The following is a 15,566-nucleotide window of genomic DNA, read 5'->3' as shown; positions in this document are numbered from 1 at the left end:
CGCCTTGAAGACGCCGCCTTTCGGCGGCATGCAGATCGCATTAAGGAGATTTAGATGCGTAACTCCGATTCCTTCCTCTCCGGCCTGGCGATGACGCGCCGCGATCTTCTCGGCGCTTTCGCCGTCGCTGCTGTGGCGAGCGCCGTCCCTCTCAGCGCCATCGCACAAGCGGCAGCGCCCGCTTCCGGCACCGCGCAGGCAATCGCCGATCATTTCTCCGGCGTCACGACGATGCAGGGCGAATTCGTCCAGTTCGGTCCGCGCGGCGAGCAGACCGGCGGCAAGTTCTTCATCCAGCGTCCCGGCAAGCTGCGCTTCAACTATGACGATCCGTCGCCAATGCGGGTGATCGCCGACGGCAAGAACGTCGCCATCGGCAATACTAAGCTCAAGACCTGGGATCTCTATCCGCTCTCGAAGACTCCGCTCAGCCTGCTCCTGGCGCAACATATCGACCTTTCGGCCGGCATGGTGAAGGGTGTGAAGGAGGAGTCGGACCTGACGACGATCGCGCTCGGCAACAATACCGTGTTCGGAAACTCGACGATCACCATGATGTTCGATCCGAAGACCTATGATCTGCGCCAGTGGACGATCACCGACAACCAGGGCAAGGATACGTCGGTGATGATCTTCAACGTCAAGACGGGTGTGCAGTTCGACGACCGGGTCTTCCGGGTGCCCTATGAGAGCATTCCGGGCACGGCAGCTTCTCGAGACTGAGGGTTTTCGGTTGATCGACTGGGGCTTTTGCACGCTGCCGGTTTCTTCCTGCCCGCCTTTGTTTTAAAGCCCTTTCATGAAAGTGCGTCGCGTCGAGCCACAGTTCTGTGGTTCGACTGGCATGCGAAGTTGACGCGAGAGGGCATGGGGCATGGGCTTTTCGATCACCACCTGGAACATCAATTCGGTACGTCTGCGCATGCCGATCGTGGAGCAGCTCGTGCTCAAACAGAGGCCTGACATTCTCTGCCTGCAGGAGACCAAGGTGCCGAACGAGCTCTTCCCGGCAGCACCTTTGCGGGCGATGGGCTACGATCACATCATCATGCACGGCCAGAAGGGGTATCACGGGGTCGCAATCGCCTCGCGCATTCCGCTGACGGAGGATCACCGGCAGGATTATTGCGGCGTCGGCGATGCCCGCCACATATCGGCGGTGTTCGAGCGCGGCAACCGCCGTGTCCGGCTGCACAATTTTTACGTGCCGGCCGGCGGCGACGAGCCCGATCGCATGATCAATCCGAAATTCGGCCACAAGCTCGATTTCATCGAGGAGATGAAGCTCTTGAAAGCGAATGGCGAGGCTAACACCTCCGCCATCCTGGTCGGTGACCTCAACATCGCTCCGCTGGAGCACGATGTCTGGTCGCACAAGCAACTGCTGAAAATCGTCAGCCATACGCCCGTCGAAACCGACGGGCTGCTCGAGGTGATGAAGCGCGGCGCTTGGCTCGATCTCATGCGCCAGCACGTGCCGGCAAGCGAGAAGCTTTATACCTGGTGGAGCTACCGCGCCAAGGACTGGGAGGCGGCCGATCGCGGCCGCCGGCTCGACCATATCTGGTCGTCATCGGATCTCGGGCCGCATCTCCAGCGGATCGAGATCCTGAAGGAGGCGCGCGGCTGGGATCGGCCGTCGGACCATGTGCCGGTGACAGCGCATTTCGACTTCTGACAAGGTTCAGCTGAATCGATGGAACTGGCTTGCCGCCATGGCTGCAAGTTCGGCGAGGTTGTCGCGGATGCGGTTTTCGATCAGACGGGCCGCATCGGGATATTCCTCGAGCAGTCGATGGAAGAGGGCGCGAGTGATGCGGATGATGCTCGTGTCCTCGCGTGCGATTGCAGTGAACTTGCGCTCCACCAGGGTGACCAGCGCCAGTTCGGAAATCAGTGTTCCCTGCCCGGCGACCGCCTCCGCCCGCTGCATGCCGTCGCTGCTCATCGTGCTGAGTTCGAGGCTGCCGCTCAAGACGACATAAGCGCTTTCGGCCGGCGAGCCCTGGCGGAACAGCATCTGGCCGGCGGCGATCATGCGCCGGTCGGCGCCGAAGGCGATCAGCCGCAGCTGGTCCTCGCTCATGTCCTTGAACAGCGGAAGCTGGGAAAGCAGATGAATGTCGTCGGTCAGCGCCATGCCGGCTTTTCGCCTTAGAGCAACTCCGGCAAAAGTGCCTGGCGGATTTGCCAAGCAAAGCGTGAAACGCTCTTGCCGGGAATTGCGTGAAAACAAAGAGATAGAGCATCTCCGTGATTTGGGGAAACGGAATGCTCTAGGGTATGATCTTGTAGCCGCCGTTTTCCGTCACCAGAATTTCGGCGTTGGAGGGATCGCGCTCGATCTTCTGGCGCAGCCGGTAGACGTGGGTTTCCAGCGTGTGCGTCGTTACACCTGAGTTATAGCCCCAGACCTCTTCAAGAAGCACGTCGCGGGTGACGACCTTCTGCTCGGCACGGTAGAGATAGCGGATGATCGCCGCTTCCTTTTCCGTCAGGCGGATCTTCTGGCCGTTGTCGGTGGTAAGCAGTTTCTGACTCGGCTTGAAGAGATAGGGGCCGACGGTGAAGGTCGCGTCCTCGCTCTGCTCGTGCTGGCGCAATTGTACACGGATGCGCGCGAGCAGCACAGCGAAGCGGAAGGGCTTGGTGACGTAGTCGTTGGCGCCGGCTTCGAGGCCGAGGATCGTGTCCGAATCGGTATCGTGGCCGGTCAGCATGATGATCGGCGCCTTGAAGCCGCCCTTGCGCAAGAGCTTCACCGCTTCGCGGCCGTCCATGTCGGGCAGGCCGACATCCATGATCAAGAGGTCGACCGGCGTCGAACGGGCGGTCGCAACACCTTTGCCGGCGCTGGCTTCCTGCAGAACCGTGAATTCCTCATAAAGCGACAATTGCTCCGTCAAGGTCTGACGAAGGTCCTCGTCGTCATCCACCAGAAGAATGGTGCGTGCGGTCATGCCGTTGCATCCTCAAAGTTAAGTCCCCTAGTCCTACGCCAAATTGCAGCTTTGGCAAGGATCGGCCGGCGGGGCTATTGCCGCGCAGCTTTTCATATGATTTCAATCAAGGCACCAGGCAATGCAAGACATGCGAGAAAAATGGAAAAAGCAAGGCGGAGCCGGGGCATGCGGCCATCAACGATCATGGTGCGGCCCGCTCCAGGGAAGAAGAGCCGCGCCATCGTTCGGTTCGGCGCAATCACCGTCCCTGCCGCAATCGGCCGATCGGGCCGTACCATCCTGAAACGCGAGGGCGACGGCGCCACGCCAATCGCGGCGATGCGGCTGATTTCCGGTTTCCGGCGCGGTGAACAAAACGGTCAACTCATCACCTCGCTTCCCATTCGCCGCATCCGCGCAGACATGCTCTGGTGCGACCAGCCCGGCAACGCCAACTACAACCGCCTCGTGCGGGCGCCATTCGGGGCAAGTCATGAGGAGATGCGGCGCAGCGACGGTCTCTACGATATCTGCCTTGTCATGGACTGGAACATTTCCTCGCGGGCGCGCCATCGCGGTTCGGCGATCTTCTTCCATCTCATCAGGCCGGGCTACGAGCCGACGGCCGGCTGCGTGGCCGTAAGCCTGCGTGACATGCGCCGCCTTCTGCCCCACCTTCGAAAGGGAACGATTGTCCGGGTCCTCTGATTGTCTTCAAGCTGCCGCCACCTATATGGTTCCGGTGACCGGACGCTCCGGCTGAAATGCGTTCCGGGACGTCCGCAGGTGCGGGCGCAATCCATGCCTCGTCCAATTCTTCAAACTCCCGGAGATATATTGTGACCGCTCAACCCATCATCACTTTCCATGACGGACATTCCATTCCCCAGGTCGGTCTCGGCGTGTGGCAGACGCCGCAGGAGATTGCCGCGCCGACGGTACGCACTGCCATTGCCGCAGGCTATCGGCATATCGATACGGCTTCGGGTTACGATAATGAAGAGGGTGTGGGCGAAGGTATCCGCTCGTCGGGCCTCGACCGCAAGGATATCTTCGTCACCACCAAGCTCAGGAATACCGACCAGGGCTACGACAATGCGTTGCGGGCCTTCGACGGCAGTCTCAAGAAACTTGGCTCCGACTATGTCGACCTCTATCTCATTCACTGGCCGTCGCCGCATCGCGGCCTCTACACCGAGACCTGGAAGGCATTCGTGCGCATCCGCGAAGAGGGCCGCGCCCGCTCGATCGGCGTGTCGAATTTCTATCCCGAACATCTCGAGCGCATCATCGGCGAGACCGGCGTCGTTCCGGTCATCAATCAGATCGAGCTGCACCCCGACTTCCAGCAGAAGGCGGCGCAGGAGGCTCACAAGAAACTGAATATCGCCACCGAATCCTGGAGCCCGCTCGGCCAAGGCAAATTCATCTCGAACAAGGTCATCGGCGAGATCGCCAACAAGCATGGGAAGACGCCGGCCCAGGTCATCATCCGCTGGCATATCGATACCGGTCTCGTCGTCATCCCGAAATCGGTGACGCCGTCGCGCATCGAAGAAAACTTCCAGGTGTTCGATTTCAAGCTCGATGCCGACGACATGGCGGCGATCGCCAAACTCGACAGCGCCGGCGCCCGCATGGGGCCGGATCCGATGACAGCGGCTTTCTGATCGCCGTTGCTGAATACCGTCGATCGGCTGCCGACAGCGCCATATAAGAAGCCGCCCGATGCGCTGAGACGCACCGGGCGGCTTTATCTTTCATTCCGCCCGGCGGGTCAGTTCCATTCGCGGATATCGACGAAGTGCCCGGCGATCGCGGCGGCGGCTGCCATGGCCGGCGAGACGAGATGCGTGCGGCCCTTGAAGCCCTGACGGCCTTCGAAATTGCGGTTCGACGTCGAGGCGCAACGCTCGCCCGGCTTCAGCCGGTCGTCGTTCATGGCAAGGCACATGGAGCAGCCCGGCTCGCGCCAGTCAAAGCCGGCGGCCTTGAAGATCTTGTCGAGGCCTTCGGCTTCCGCCTGTTCCTTGACGAGGCCGGAGCCCGGAACGATCATCGCGTTGACGGTCGAGGCGACGGTCTTGCCCTCGACGACCTTGGCAGCGGCGCGCAGGTCTTCGATGCGGCCGTTGGTGCACGAGCCGATGAAGACGCGATCGACAGCGATGTCGGTCATCTTCGTGCCCGGCTTCAGGCCCATATAGTCAAGCGCACGCCACTTGGAGGCACGCTTGGTTTCGTCCTGGATTTCATCCGGGTTCGGCACGATGCCCTGGACGGAGACGACATCCTCAGGAGAAGAACCCCAGGAGACGATCGGCGGCAGTTCGGCGGCGTTCAGCTTGACGATGCGGTCGAAATGAGCGCCTTCGTCTGATTTCAGCGTCTTCCAATAGGCGATCGCCTGTTCCAGCGCTTCGCCCTTCGGCGCGCGCGGCTTGCCCTTGATATATTCGAAGGTGATTTCGTCAGGGGCAATGAGGCCGGCGCGGGCGCCGCCTTCGATCGACATGTTGCAGATCGTCATGCGGCCTTCCATCGACAGCGAACGGATCGCTTCGCCGGCATATTCGATGACGTAGCCGGTGCCGCCAGCGGTGCCGATCTCGCCGATGATGGCCAGAACGATATCCTTGGCGGTGACGCCTGCCGGCAGCTGGCCGTCGACCTGCACCAGCATGTTCTTGGCCTTCTTCTGGATCAGCGTCTGGGTGGCGAGAACGTGCTCGACCTCGGACGTGCCGATGCCGTGGGCGAGCGAGCCGAAGGCGCCATGGGTGGAGGTGTGGCTGTCGCCGCAGACGATCGTCATGCCCGGCAGGGTGAAGCCCTGTTCCGGCCCGATGATGTGGACGATGCCCTGGCGCTTATCGTTCTCGGAATAATATTCGACGTTGAACTCGGCGGCGTTCTTGGCGAGCTGCTCGACCTGGATGCGGCTTTCCTCGTTCTTGATGCCGAGATGGCGGTCGGCCGAGGTGGGAACGTTGTGGTCGACAACGGCGAGCGTCTTTTCCGGGGCGCGAACCTTGCGGCCGGACATGCGCAGGCCTTCGAAAGCCTGCGGCGAGGTGACTTCATGGACCAGATGGCGGTCGATGTAGAGAAGACAGGTGCCGTCTGCCTGCTCGTCGACCAGGTGGTCGTCCCAGATCTTGTCGTAGAGGGTACGCGGTGCGCTCATGGCGGTAAGTCCGTTTTTGGAAGCTTTGGAAAATCGGAAAAAGCGGATCAGGCTCCGCTGGCCGTCATTCGATCAACGAAGTCGGCTGTTGAGCGCACCGGAGACGCATGCGAAGAATCGCGCCGGCAGGCGATAATGATCCTGCAGCACGAAAATATGCGCGCCAATGCAACTGAACTTGGATTCCATGGCGCTGGATATAGCGATTTTTGATCGAAACGGCAATTCGAATCGTGAAGCGCATCCTTGGCGCGTCCGCATGGAGGCAAAGTGCTCTAGCGCCGCGGCATCTGCTTCATCTTCTTCTCGACCCGCCGCAGGAAAAGCGACAGGCCGATCGTCAGGATCAGGTAGATATAGGTGACGATCGAGTAGGTCTCGAAGAAGCGGAAGGAGCCGGAGGCGTAGACCTTGCCCATCTGCGTGATGTCGGCCACGCCGAGCACCGAAACGAGGGACGAATCCTTCACCATCGAGACGAAATCGTTGGAGAGCGGCGGGAGGATGACCCGGATCGCCTGCGGGAACACAACGAGCCGGAATCGGCGGTAGCGCGACAGGCCGAGCGACTTGGCCGCCTCGATCTGACCGATATCGACGGACTGGAAACCGGCGCGGAAGATCTCGGCAATGAAGGAGGAATAGCCGATCATCAACGCAATGATGGCGCGCCACATCAGCGACAGGTCGCGCACCAGAATCGGTTCCGTAACGCCTGATTTCACCAGGGGTGTGATCATGAAGTTATAGGCCGCGACGAAACCGGGTGCGCCGACGAAGGCGATGTAGAAGAGCAGCACCAGGATCGGGATGCCGCGGATGATCTCGATGTAGAAACGGGCGACCTGACGCAGCACGATGCTGTCGGACAGGCCAAGCAGCGAGATACCGAGACCAAGCACTGTCGCCAGCATGAAGGCGACCAGTGTCACGAACACGGTAATGCCTGCGCCATTGACCACGGTCTGGAAGACCTGCGCATAAATATCGTTGGTGACGATGACGACTGCGAGGACGATGCCGATCAGGATAAGGAGGGCCAGCCACCAAGGGCGGTCTTCCTTCTCCTGTCGCGGGTATGGTTGTGGCGCCATTGCTCGGGGGATTATTCGCCCATTTTGTAGTCGAGGAACCACTTCTTGTTCAGCGCCTCGAAGGTGCCGTCAGCTTTCAGCGCTGCGATGGCGGCATTGACAGGGGCGACGAGATCAGAGCCCTTCGGGAAGATGAAGCCGAAATCCTCGGTGCCGAGCGGTTCGCCAACCACCTTCAGGGCGCCGTTCGAGGAATCGACATAACCCTTGGCGGCGACGCTGTCGGTGAGGACGAGATCGACGTCGCCGGTCTTCAGGGCCTGCACGGTTGCACCGAAGGTTTCGAATAGCTTGATGCGCGGGTTCTGTTCGTTGCCGTCGAGGATCTCATAGACGGCGGTGTAGAAAGGCGAGGTGCCGGGCTGAGCGCCGATCAGGCCGTCCTTGAATTCACCGAAGGACTTGGCGTCGGCGAAGCGCTTCTCATCACCGCGTACCAGCATGAATTGCTGCGAGCGCATATAGGGATCGGAGAAGTCGACCTTCTGCTTACGGTCGTCCTTGATGGTGATGCCGGTCATGCCGATGTTGTACTGGCCGTCGGAAACCGCCTGGATCATCGCGTCCCAGCTGGTGTTCTGATATTCGACCTTGAAGTTCAGCCGCTTGGCGATCTCGTTCATCGCATCATATTCCCAGCCGATCGCCTTGCCGGATTTCGGATCGACGAACTGCAGCGGCGGATAGGCATTCTCGGTGACGACGATGACGCTCTTGCCGCCGAGATCCGGCAGCTCGGCGGCCGATGCGGCTATAGGTGCAAGCACAAGGGCGGCGAAGCTTGCGAGAACGGTGCGACGAAACAGCATAGAACGGCTCCAAAATTGAACGGCAAAATTGTCACGGATGACCTGCCGAAGGCAAGGCCGCCGGTCATGCGCAAGCGCAAAAAATAGAAAAGGCGATCCGAAGACCGCCTTTCCAGAAACAGAATTTTGCGCAGATCTTATTCTGCGGCCTTCTCGGCTTCGGCCGCAGCAGCTGCTTCGGCAGCGGCCTTGGCTTCCGCAGCTTCTGCTGCTGCCTTTTCGGCGGCGAGTGCCTGGGCGGCTGCAACCTTCTCGGCTTCGATACGGGCTTTTTCCTCGGCGACAGCAGCGCGCTCGGCGTCGTTGAGCTTGCGGGCGCGAACGCCGGTGTCTTCAACGATACGAGCCGACTTGCCGCGACGGTCGCGGAGGTAATAGAGCTTGGCGCGACGGACCTTACCGCGGCGAACGACGTCGACGCTTTCGATCATCGGCGAGTAGACCGGGAATACGCGCTCGACGCCTTCGCCGTAGGAGATCTTGCGAACCGTGAAGTTTTCCTGCAGGCCGCCGCCGGAGCGGGCGATGCAAACGCCTTCATAGGCCTGGACGCGGGTACGGTTGCCTTCCGTGACCTTGACGTTGACGCGGACGGTGTCGCCCGGGGAGAATTCGGGGAGGGTGCGCTTGGCTTCGATCTTGGCGGCCTGTTCGGCCTCGAGCTGCTGGATGATGTTCATCGTCTCAACCTTTGGTTCTTCTGAAACAGCCAGAGCGCTCACACTGTCCTTCGGTCGATGCCTCCGGAGTTTGCCCTTGCGGACGGGAGCGGATTCGCCATTCTTTGTTTGCTGGCAGACGGGGCTAACCCCATTTCCGCGTGCGCCATTACACGAAAGGCCGGGGCTTGTCATCCCTCACACGACATTTTTGTGAAAAGGACGGCGAAATCAGCCGTTTTTCTCGGTTTTAGCGCGATCGAGCAGGTCCGGCCGCCGTTCCCGCGTCAGCCGCACCGCTTCCTGGTGGCGCCACTTCTCGATGGCACCGTGGTTGCCGGAGGTCAAGACGGAGGGAATTTCCCGGCCTTCCCACTCTTGTGGCCGGGTATAATGGGGATGTTCCAGCAGCCCGCCCTCGAAGCTTTCGTGCAGGCCGGAAAGATCGTTGCCCATGACGCCGGGCAGGATGCGGATGATCGCATCAAGCAGGATCAGCGCCGCCGGCTCGCCGCCCGACAGCACGTAATCGCCGATCGAGACCTCTTCCAGTCCGCGCGCCTCGATCACCCGTTGGTCGACGCCCTCGAAGCGACCGCAGACGATGATGACGCCGTCACCCGTCGCAAGCTCACGCACGCGCTGCTGCGTCAGCGGCCGGCCGCGCGGGCTCATCAGCAGGCGCGGCCGGGGATCATTTTCACCGGCACTGTCGATCGCGCGGGCGAGAACGTCAGCCTTCAGCACCATGCCGGCGCCGCCGCCGGCCGGGGTGTCGTCGACGGTGCGGTGTCTGTCGGTGGCGAAATCGCGGATCTGCACCAGATCCAGCGACCATTGCCCCCGCTCCATCGCCTTGCCGGCAAGCGAGAAGCCAAGATGTCCCGGAAACATTTCCGGATAAAGTGTCAGTACGCGTGCCCGGAAAGCCATTATTTCTTCTTTTTCGGCTTGCCGGCGGTGAACTGCGAAAGCTCGGGTTCGTCGACCAGTCCCGCCGCCAGCGGGTCGATCAGCAGCGTACCGGCTTCGAGATCGATTTCCAGTACGGAGGCTTCCGAGAAGGGAATGAGAACCGGGCGCTTGCCCGGGCCCTTGAGCTCCAGGAGATCGCCGGCGCCGAAATCGAAGACGCCGGAGACCGTTCCGTAGCTGACGCCCTTGTCATCAAGCGCTTCGAGCCCTTCGAGATCGGCATAGTAAAATTCGTCGTCCTCGAGCTCCTCGTCCGGCAGGTTGTCTCGCTCGATATAGAGTTCAAGTCCGTTCAGCGCTTCGGCGGCGTTGCGGTCGTTGATGCCACGGAAGCGGACGACGACGACGTTCTTCATCTCGCGGATCTCGAGGATTTCGAAGCTGCGTCCGTCCATGCTGTGCAGAAGGCCGTAATCGCCGAGCGCGGTCGGATCGGCCGTATAGGCCTTGGCGCGCACCTCGCCCCTGAGGCCCTGCGCGCCACCGATCGTCGCCATCAAAACCGGGTTTTCAAGCTTTGTCATGGGTTCCTTCATGTGAAGCCGAAAGACAGGTTTCTCATAAACGAAGTGCGGGCGATTGGAAACGAAAACGGGCGGCATGTCGCCATGCCGCCCGTCTAAGAAAGGAAGGTTGCGATTATTCCGCAGCGTCGGCGGCAGCAGCGGCGGCGTCGGCGGCCTTCTGAGCCTTTTCGGCGGCACGTTCCTGGGCGCGCTTGCCCGGCTTCGCCTTGACGGGGTTGTTCTTGGCTTCACGCTTGGCAACGCCGGCTTCGTCGAGGAAGCGCAGAACGCGGTCGGTCGGCTGGGCACCGTTGTCGAGCCAGTGCTTGATGCGCTCGGCGTTCAGCTGAACGCGCTTCTCATCGTCCTTGGCAAGCATCGGGTTCCAGGAGCCGAGGTTTTCGAGGAAGCGGCCGTCACGCGGGCTGCGCGCATCGGCGAGCACGACGTGGTAATAGGGACGCTTCTTGGAGCCACCGCGGGCGAGACGAATTTTCAGGGCCATGTTCTTTACTCCTTAGGCTGTTCTTGACCGCTTCGTAGGGCGGCAGGGTTATCGGGCTGCGGCGCTCTGTTCAGCGTGATCCGCAGCGATCTGCTCATGATGCCGGATGACTTCCTTGATGACGAAGTTCAGGAACTTCTCGGCGAAATCCGGATCCAGATTGGCGGCCTTCGCCAGCTGGCGAAGGCGTTCGATCTGGTATTCCTCGCGCGCCGGATCGGCCGGCGGCAGATTGTATTTGGCCTTCAGCACGCCGACCTCTTTGGTGCAGCGGAAGCGTTCGGCCAGCATGTGCACGAGAGCGGCATCGATATTGTCGATCGACTGACGATAGCTCGCGAGCTGGGCTTTGACGTCTGGATCAATCATGGGGCAAACGATCCTTTCACTTCTTCTTCGGCAAGCCGGGCAATCCCGGGAAACCACCGCCAAGACCCGGCAGCTTGGCGCCGCCGAGGCCCGGCAAACCACCCGGCAAGCCGCCGAGACCGGGCATACCCCCACCCGGCTTTCCAAGCCCCGCCGCTTCCGCCTGCTTCTGCAGGGCTTCGAGCTGGCGAGGATCGATATTCGAGAGATCGGGCATGCCGCCCCCCATGCCACCCAGGCCGCCGCCAAGCCCCATCTTGCCGGCAAGGCCGCCCATCATCTGCTTCATCAGGCCGCCTTTGCCCTTGCCGCCCATCATCTTCATCATATCAGCCATCTGGCGGTGCATCTTCAGAAGCTTGTTGATGGCGGCGGCATCGGTGCCGGAACCGGCGGCGATGCGCTTCTTGCGCGAATGCTTGAGCAGGTCGGGATTGGCGCGCTCGGCCTTGGTCATCGATTGGATGATGGCGATCTGGCGGCCGAAAAGCTTATCGTCGAGGCCGGCGGCGGCCATCTTGTCCTTCATGCCGGCCATGCCGGGCATCATGCCCATGATGCCGCCCATGCCGCCCATCTTCTGCATCTGGCGCAGCTGATCGGCGAGATCGTCGAGGTCGAACTTGCCCTTGGCCATCTTGGCGGCCATAGCGGCCGCCTTCTCGGCGTCGATGTTTTCGGCCGCGCGCTCGACGAGCGAAACGATGTCGCCCATGCCGAGGATGCGGTCGGCGATGCGGCGGGGATGGAACTCCTCGAGCTCGCTCATCTTCTCGCCGACGCCGATCAGCTTGATCGGCTTGCCGGTGACGGCGCGCATCGAAAGGGCAGCACCGCCACGGCCGTCGCCGTCCATGCGGGTCAGCACGAGGCCGGTGATGCCGACGCGTTCGTCGAAGTTGCGGGCGAGATTGACGGCGTCCTGACCGGTGAGGCTATCGGCGACCAGCAGGATTTCATGCGGGTTCGACTTTTTCTTGATGTCGGCCATTTCGACCATCAAGGGCTCGTCGATATGGGTGCGGCCGGCGGTATCGAGGATGACGACGTCGTGGCCACCGAGCTTGGCCGCCTGCACGGCGCGGGCGGCGATATCGGTCGGCGACTGGCCTGCGATGATCGGCAACGTGTCGATATTGGCCTGGACGCCGAGCTGGCGAAGCTGCTCTTGCGCGGCGGGACGGCGCGTGTCGAGCGATGCCATCAGCACCTTTTTCTTGTCGCGCGTCGACAGACGATTGGCGATCTTGGCGGTCGTCGTCGTTTTGCCCGAGCCCTGCAGGCCGACCATCATGACCACGACGGGGGCCGGCGCATGCAGATCGATGCCCACACCTTCGCCACCCAGCATCTCGATCAGTTCGTCATGGACGATCTTGACGACCATCTGGCCGGGTTTGATCGACTTCAGGATCTCGGCGCCGACGGCCTTTTCACGCACGCGGTCGGTGAAGGAGCGCACGACGTCGAGCGCGACGTCGGCTTCCAGCAGCGCACGGCGAACCTCGCGCAGCGCTGCGGAAACATCGGCTTCCGAAAGCGCGCCACGGCCTGTCAGTCCATTCAGAATGGATCCAAGACGGTCCTGGAGGTTTTCAAACATCGGCTCTTCCTTGATACGTTTCGGGCGGGTTCGATATTCCCGGAAACGTCGTGCTTTTCCTTGACGAAAACAAGACGCAAAGCCAAAAAGCACCCGAGGGCGCATCGCGCTGTCGGGTGTTGACCTCCGGGATCTCGAAGTCCCGGTCGGCGGCTCGGAGTCATGTGGCTCGTCGCGGATTGGGCGCGATAAACAGGAAAGCGGCGGGAAAGTCAAGGCGAATGCGGGCAGATGGCCGCATGGCGGCTTTTCGGAAGCGGCGCCACATGGGGCAAGCGGTTAAATTCCCGCTCACAGTTCAAATTCGCTATTTAGGCGAGTTGCAAAATATTCTGCTTGTGATTCTATTTTCCACTTAAGTGCGTCCTGTAAAATGATTCGTGAATATCCTTGATGCCGGATGATCCGGCGGAGATATCGAATGATCAATGCTGATATTGAAAGTTGGGCGCTGGCACGGGCCCATCATATTGTTCTCAACGAAGGCCTTAGTCTTGCAAAAGCGGCACAGGATCTGGACCGCAAACGGTCCCGCTCGCTGGTCTATGAGCTGAGAAAGGTCATCACCGCCGCTATCGTCGAGGCGCATGCGGCGTCGTTCGAGCCCGACGGCGGACAGCGGTAGAAGCCGGACGGCCCGAGACCTCGGTCGGCTGCAAGGCCTGCATGGCACTCACCCACTGGTAATTCCCTCGCGTTTCCGCCATATACAGCGGAAAGACGGACGGAATGATACCATGAACGCAACGGTCGAATTCGCGAGGATGAACGGGCTTGGCAACAAGATCCTGGTCGTCGACATGCGCGGACGGACGGACAAGGTGACGCCTGCGGCGGCGGTCGCGCTCAATGCCGATCCTGAGACCGAGTTCGACCAGATCATGGCGATCCATGATCCGAAGGCCGACGGCACCGATGCCTTCATCGATATCCTGAATTCCGACGGCTCGAAGGCGCAGGCCTGCGGCAACGGCACACGCTGCGTCGTGCAGGCGCTTGCCGCCGAGACCGGAAAGAAGGCCTTCACCTTCCAGACGGTCGCCGGCATTCTCAATGCCGTCGAGCACGAGGACGGGACGATCTCCGTCGATATGGGCCGGCCGGTCTTCGATTGGAACAGGATTCCGCTGGCGGAAGAATTCCGCGACACCAGCCGCATCGAACTGCAAATCGGCCCGATCGACAATCCGGTGCTGCATTCGCCCTCGGCAATGTCGATGGGCAATCCGCACGCGATCTTCTGGGTGGACAGGGACGTGATGTCCTATGATCTCGCCCGCTTCGGGCCGTTACTCGAAAACCATCCGATGTTTCCCGAGCGCGCCAACATCACGCTGGCGCAGGTGACCTCGCCGACATCGGTGACGACGCGCACATGGGAGCGCGGTGCGGGACTGACGCTTGCCTGCGGTTCGGCCGCCTGTTCGGCCGCCGTCAGCGCGGCGCGCACCGGCCGCACCGGCCGCAAGGTCACGATCAACGTGGCAGGCGCCAAGCCGCCGGCGACACTTTCCATCGAATGGCGCGAGCGTGACGATCACGTCATCATGACGGGACCGGCGGAATGGGAATGGTCGGGCCGGGTCGATCCTTCGACCGGCCTCTGGTCGCGCGACGGCACCCGAGAGGTCGAGGCGCAGTGAGCGGCATCGAGGTCATTACCTTCGGCTGCCGCCTCAACACATATGAATCCGAAGTGATGAAGGCGCAGGCCGAGAAGGCCGGGCTCAACAACGCCATCCTGGTCAACACCTGCGCCGTAACCGGCGAGGCCGTGCGCCAGGCCCGCCAGGCGATCCGCCGGGCGCGGCGCGACAATCCGCATGCCCGCATCATCGTCACCGGCTGCGCCGCGCAGACGGAAAAACAAACCTTCGCTGCCATGGGGGAGGTCGATGCGGTGCTCGGCAACGAGGAGAAGCTGACGAGCGCCTCTTATCGCAGCCTGCCGGATTTCGGCGTTTCGGCCGAAGAGAAGCTCCGCGTCAACGATATCATGAGCGTCAAGGCGACGGCGCCGCAGATGGTAAGGCACATCGACGGCCACGTGCGCGCCTTCATTCAGGTGCAGAACGGCTGCGACCATCGCTGCACCTTCTGCATCATCCCCTATGGCCGCGGCAATTCCCGCTCCGTGCCGATGGGTGCGGTCGTCGATCAGGCGCGCAAACTCGCCGACAGCGGTTATCGCGAGATCGTGCTGACCGGCGTCGACGCCACCAGCTATGGCGCCGATCTGCCCGGGGCGCCGACGCTCGGCCTTCTGGCGAAGACGCTGCTGAAACAGCTCCCTGAAATCCGTCGTCTGCGGCTTTCCTCGATCGACAGCATCGAGGCCGACGCCCATCTGATGGACCTCATTGCCGACGAGCCGCGTTTCATGCCGCATCTGCATCTATCGCTGCAGCATGGCGACGACATGATCCTGAAGCGGATGAAGCGCCGGCACTCGCGCGCCGATGCGCTGCGTTTCATCGAGGAAGCGCGCCGCCTTCGCCCTGAAATGAGCTTCGGCGCCGATATGATCGCCGGTTTCCCCACGGAAACGGAAGAGATGTTCGCCAATACAGTGCGGCTCGCCGAAGAGGCTGGCATCGCGCACCTGCACGTTTTCCCCTACAGCCCGCGTCACGGCACGCCGGCCGCCCGCATGCCGCAGCTCGACCGGTCGCTGGTCAAGGATCGCGCGGCAAGGCTGCGCGCCACTGGACAGAGGCTGCATCAATCCCATCTCGATGGCATGGTCGGAACCCGGCAGTGGCTGCTTGTTGAAAACAACGGCCTGGCCCATACGGAAAACTTCACGCTGGTCGCAGCCGCCGGCCTTCGTCCCGGCGAACTTGTGCCGGCGACGATCACCGGCCACAATGGCAAGCATCTCGACATGCAATTGACGGCCGCAGCGGCCTGACTTTCA

At 61.6% G+C, this 15,566-nt stretch carries 18 protein-coding genes; 7 read left to right on the top strand and 11 right to left on the bottom strand.

Annotated elements, in window-relative coordinates; genetic code table 11:
* The first annotated feature begins 54 nt into the window (after positions 1-54).
* Both HJC00_RS08615 and HJC00_RS08610 read left to right on the top strand, forming a co-directional pair.
* Complete coding sequence (locus HJC00_RS08615; RefSeq protein WP_210633026.1) at positions 55-723, top strand: outer membrane lipoprotein carrier protein LolA; 669 nt, start codon at positions 55-57, stop codon at positions 721-723.
* A 151-nt stretch (positions 724-874) separates the two neighbouring features.
* Positions 875-1,678 carry an exodeoxyribonuclease III gene (locus HJC00_RS08610; protein WP_221146140.1) on the top strand — a complete coding sequence of 268 codons (804 nt, stop codon included), beginning with the start codon at positions 875-877 and terminating at the stop codon, positions 1,676-1,678.
* 6 nt (positions 1,679-1,684) lie between these two features.
* Here HJC00_RS08610 and HJC00_RS08605 read toward each other — a convergent pair whose 3' ends face one another.
* Both HJC00_RS08605 and HJC00_RS08600 read right to left on the bottom strand, forming a co-directional pair.
* Positions 1,685-2,140 carry a cyclic nucleotide-binding domain-containing protein gene (locus tag HJC00_RS08605; protein WP_221154774.1) on the bottom strand — a complete coding sequence of 152 codons (456 nt, stop codon included), beginning with the start codon at positions 2,138-2,140 and terminating at the stop codon, positions 1,685-1,687.
* 136 nt (positions 2,141-2,276) lie between these two features.
* On the bottom strand, positions 2,277-2,960 hold the full coding sequence (locus tag HJC00_RS08600) for a response regulator transcription factor (RefSeq protein WP_210633023.1): 684 nt from the start codon (positions 2,958-2,960) through the stop codon (positions 2,277-2,279).
* A gap of 168 nt (positions 2,961-3,128) precedes the next feature.
* Here HJC00_RS08600 and HJC00_RS08595 point away from each other — a divergent pair, with 168 nt between their 5' ends.
* Both HJC00_RS08595 and HJC00_RS08590 read left to right on the top strand, forming a co-directional pair.
* Positions 3,129-3,650 carry a L,D-transpeptidase gene (locus HJC00_RS08595; protein ID WP_221146139.1) on the top strand — a complete coding sequence of 174 codons (522 nt, stop codon included), beginning with the start codon at positions 3,129-3,131 and terminating at the stop codon, positions 3,648-3,650.
* 131 nt (positions 3,651-3,781) lie between these two features.
* Positions 3,782-4,612, top strand: coding sequence for an aldo/keto reductase (locus HJC00_RS08590; protein WP_210633021.1), 831 nt, complete (start codon positions 3,782-3,784; stop codon positions 4,610-4,612).
* A gap of 107 nt (positions 4,613-4,719) precedes the next feature.
* Here the strand turns inward: HJC00_RS08590 and leuC are convergent, their stop codons facing one another.
* The 9 genes from leuC to ffh all read right to left on the bottom strand — a co-directional run bounded on the left by leuC (position 4,720) and on the right by ffh (position 12,649).
* Positions 4,720-6,129 carry a 3-isopropylmalate dehydratase large subunit gene (gene leuC, locus HJC00_RS08585; protein ID WP_221146137.1) on the bottom strand — a complete coding sequence of 470 codons (1,410 nt, stop codon included), beginning with the start codon at positions 6,127-6,129 and terminating at the stop codon, positions 4,720-4,722.
* A 275-nt stretch (positions 6,130-6,404) separates the two neighbouring features.
* Positions 6,405-7,223 (bottom strand): amino acid ABC transporter permease, encoded by an 819-nt coding sequence (locus tag HJC00_RS08580; RefSeq protein ID WP_221154773.1) that lies wholly within the window; start codon positions 7,221-7,223, stop codon positions 6,405-6,407.
* 11 nt (positions 7,224-7,234) lie between these two features.
* Complete coding sequence (locus tag HJC00_RS08575; protein ID WP_210633018.1) at positions 7,235-8,032, bottom strand: basic amino acid ABC transporter substrate-binding protein; 798 nt, start codon at positions 8,030-8,032, stop codon at positions 7,235-7,237.
* Between the two features lie 137 nt (positions 8,033-8,169).
* Positions 8,170-8,712: a 50S ribosomal protein L19 gene (gene rplS, locus HJC00_RS08570; protein WP_064805537.1), complete on the bottom strand. Its 543-nt coding sequence runs from the start codon at positions 8,710-8,712 to the stop codon at positions 8,170-8,172.
* A 210-nt stretch (positions 8,713-8,922) separates the two neighbouring features.
* Complete coding sequence (gene trmD / locus HJC00_RS08565; RefSeq protein WP_210633017.1) at positions 8,923-9,624, bottom strand: tRNA (guanosine(37)-N1)-methyltransferase TrmD; 702 nt, start codon at positions 9,622-9,624, stop codon at positions 8,923-8,925.
* The gene (gene rimM / locus HJC00_RS08560) at positions 9,624-10,190 is read right to left on the bottom strand and encodes a ribosome maturation factor RimM (protein ID WP_210633016.1); all 567 of its coding nucleotides are present in this window, start codon (positions 10,188-10,190) and stop codon (positions 9,624-9,626) included. Before rimM ends, trmD begins: the two co-directional genes overlap by 1 nt.
* A 115-nt stretch (positions 10,191-10,305) precedes the next feature.
* Positions 10,306-10,677, bottom strand: a complete 372-nt coding sequence (gene rpsP / locus HJC00_RS08555) for a 30S ribosomal protein S16 (RefSeq protein WP_037116834.1) — start codon at positions 10,675-10,677, stop codon at positions 10,306-10,308.
* Positions 10,678-10,725: 48 nt separating this feature from the next.
* Positions 10,726-11,046: a chorismate mutase gene (locus HJC00_RS08550; RefSeq protein WP_011427149.1), complete on the bottom strand. Its 321-nt coding sequence runs from the start codon at positions 11,044-11,046 to the stop codon at positions 10,726-10,728.
* Positions 11,047-11,062: 16 nt separating this feature from the next.
* Positions 11,063-12,649, bottom strand: a complete 1,587-nt coding sequence (gene ffh, locus HJC00_RS08545; protein ID WP_221163855.1) for a signal recognition particle protein — start codon at positions 12,647-12,649, stop codon at positions 11,063-11,065.
* A 400-nt stretch (positions 12,650-13,049) separates the two neighbouring features.
* Between ffh and HJC00_RS08540 the strand changes: the two genes are divergently transcribed.
* The 3 genes from HJC00_RS08540 (at position 13,050) to mtaB (ending at position 15,560) form a co-directional block, all read left to right on the top strand.
* A complete protein-coding gene (locus tag HJC00_RS08540) occupies positions 13,050-13,274 on the top strand; it encodes a hypothetical protein (RefSeq protein WP_042119085.1) in 225 nt (74 codons plus the stop codon).
* A 112-nt stretch (positions 13,275-13,386) separates the two neighbouring features.
* Positions 13,387-14,292: a diaminopimelate epimerase gene (gene dapF, locus HJC00_RS08535; RefSeq protein ID WP_221163854.1), complete on the top strand. Its 906-nt coding sequence runs from the start codon at positions 13,387-13,389 to the stop codon at positions 14,290-14,292.
* Complete coding sequence (gene mtaB / locus HJC00_RS08530; protein WP_221163853.1) at positions 14,289-15,560, top strand: tRNA (N(6)-L-threonylcarbamoyladenosine(37)-C(2))-methylthiotransferase MtaB; 1,272 nt, start codon at positions 14,289-14,291, stop codon at positions 15,558-15,560. Before dapF ends, mtaB begins: the two co-directional genes overlap by 4 nt.
* Positions 15,561-15,566 lie beyond the last annotated feature (6 nt).

It is taken from the genome of Rhizobium sp. NLR22b, assembly GCF_019685295.1.
In the GTDB taxonomy this organism is placed as follows: domain Bacteria; phylum Pseudomonadota; class Alphaproteobacteria; order Rhizobiales; family Rhizobiaceae; genus Rhizobium.
Note: the sequence above shows the minus strand (reverse complement) of the source record. Positions and strands in the feature narration are given on the sequence as shown.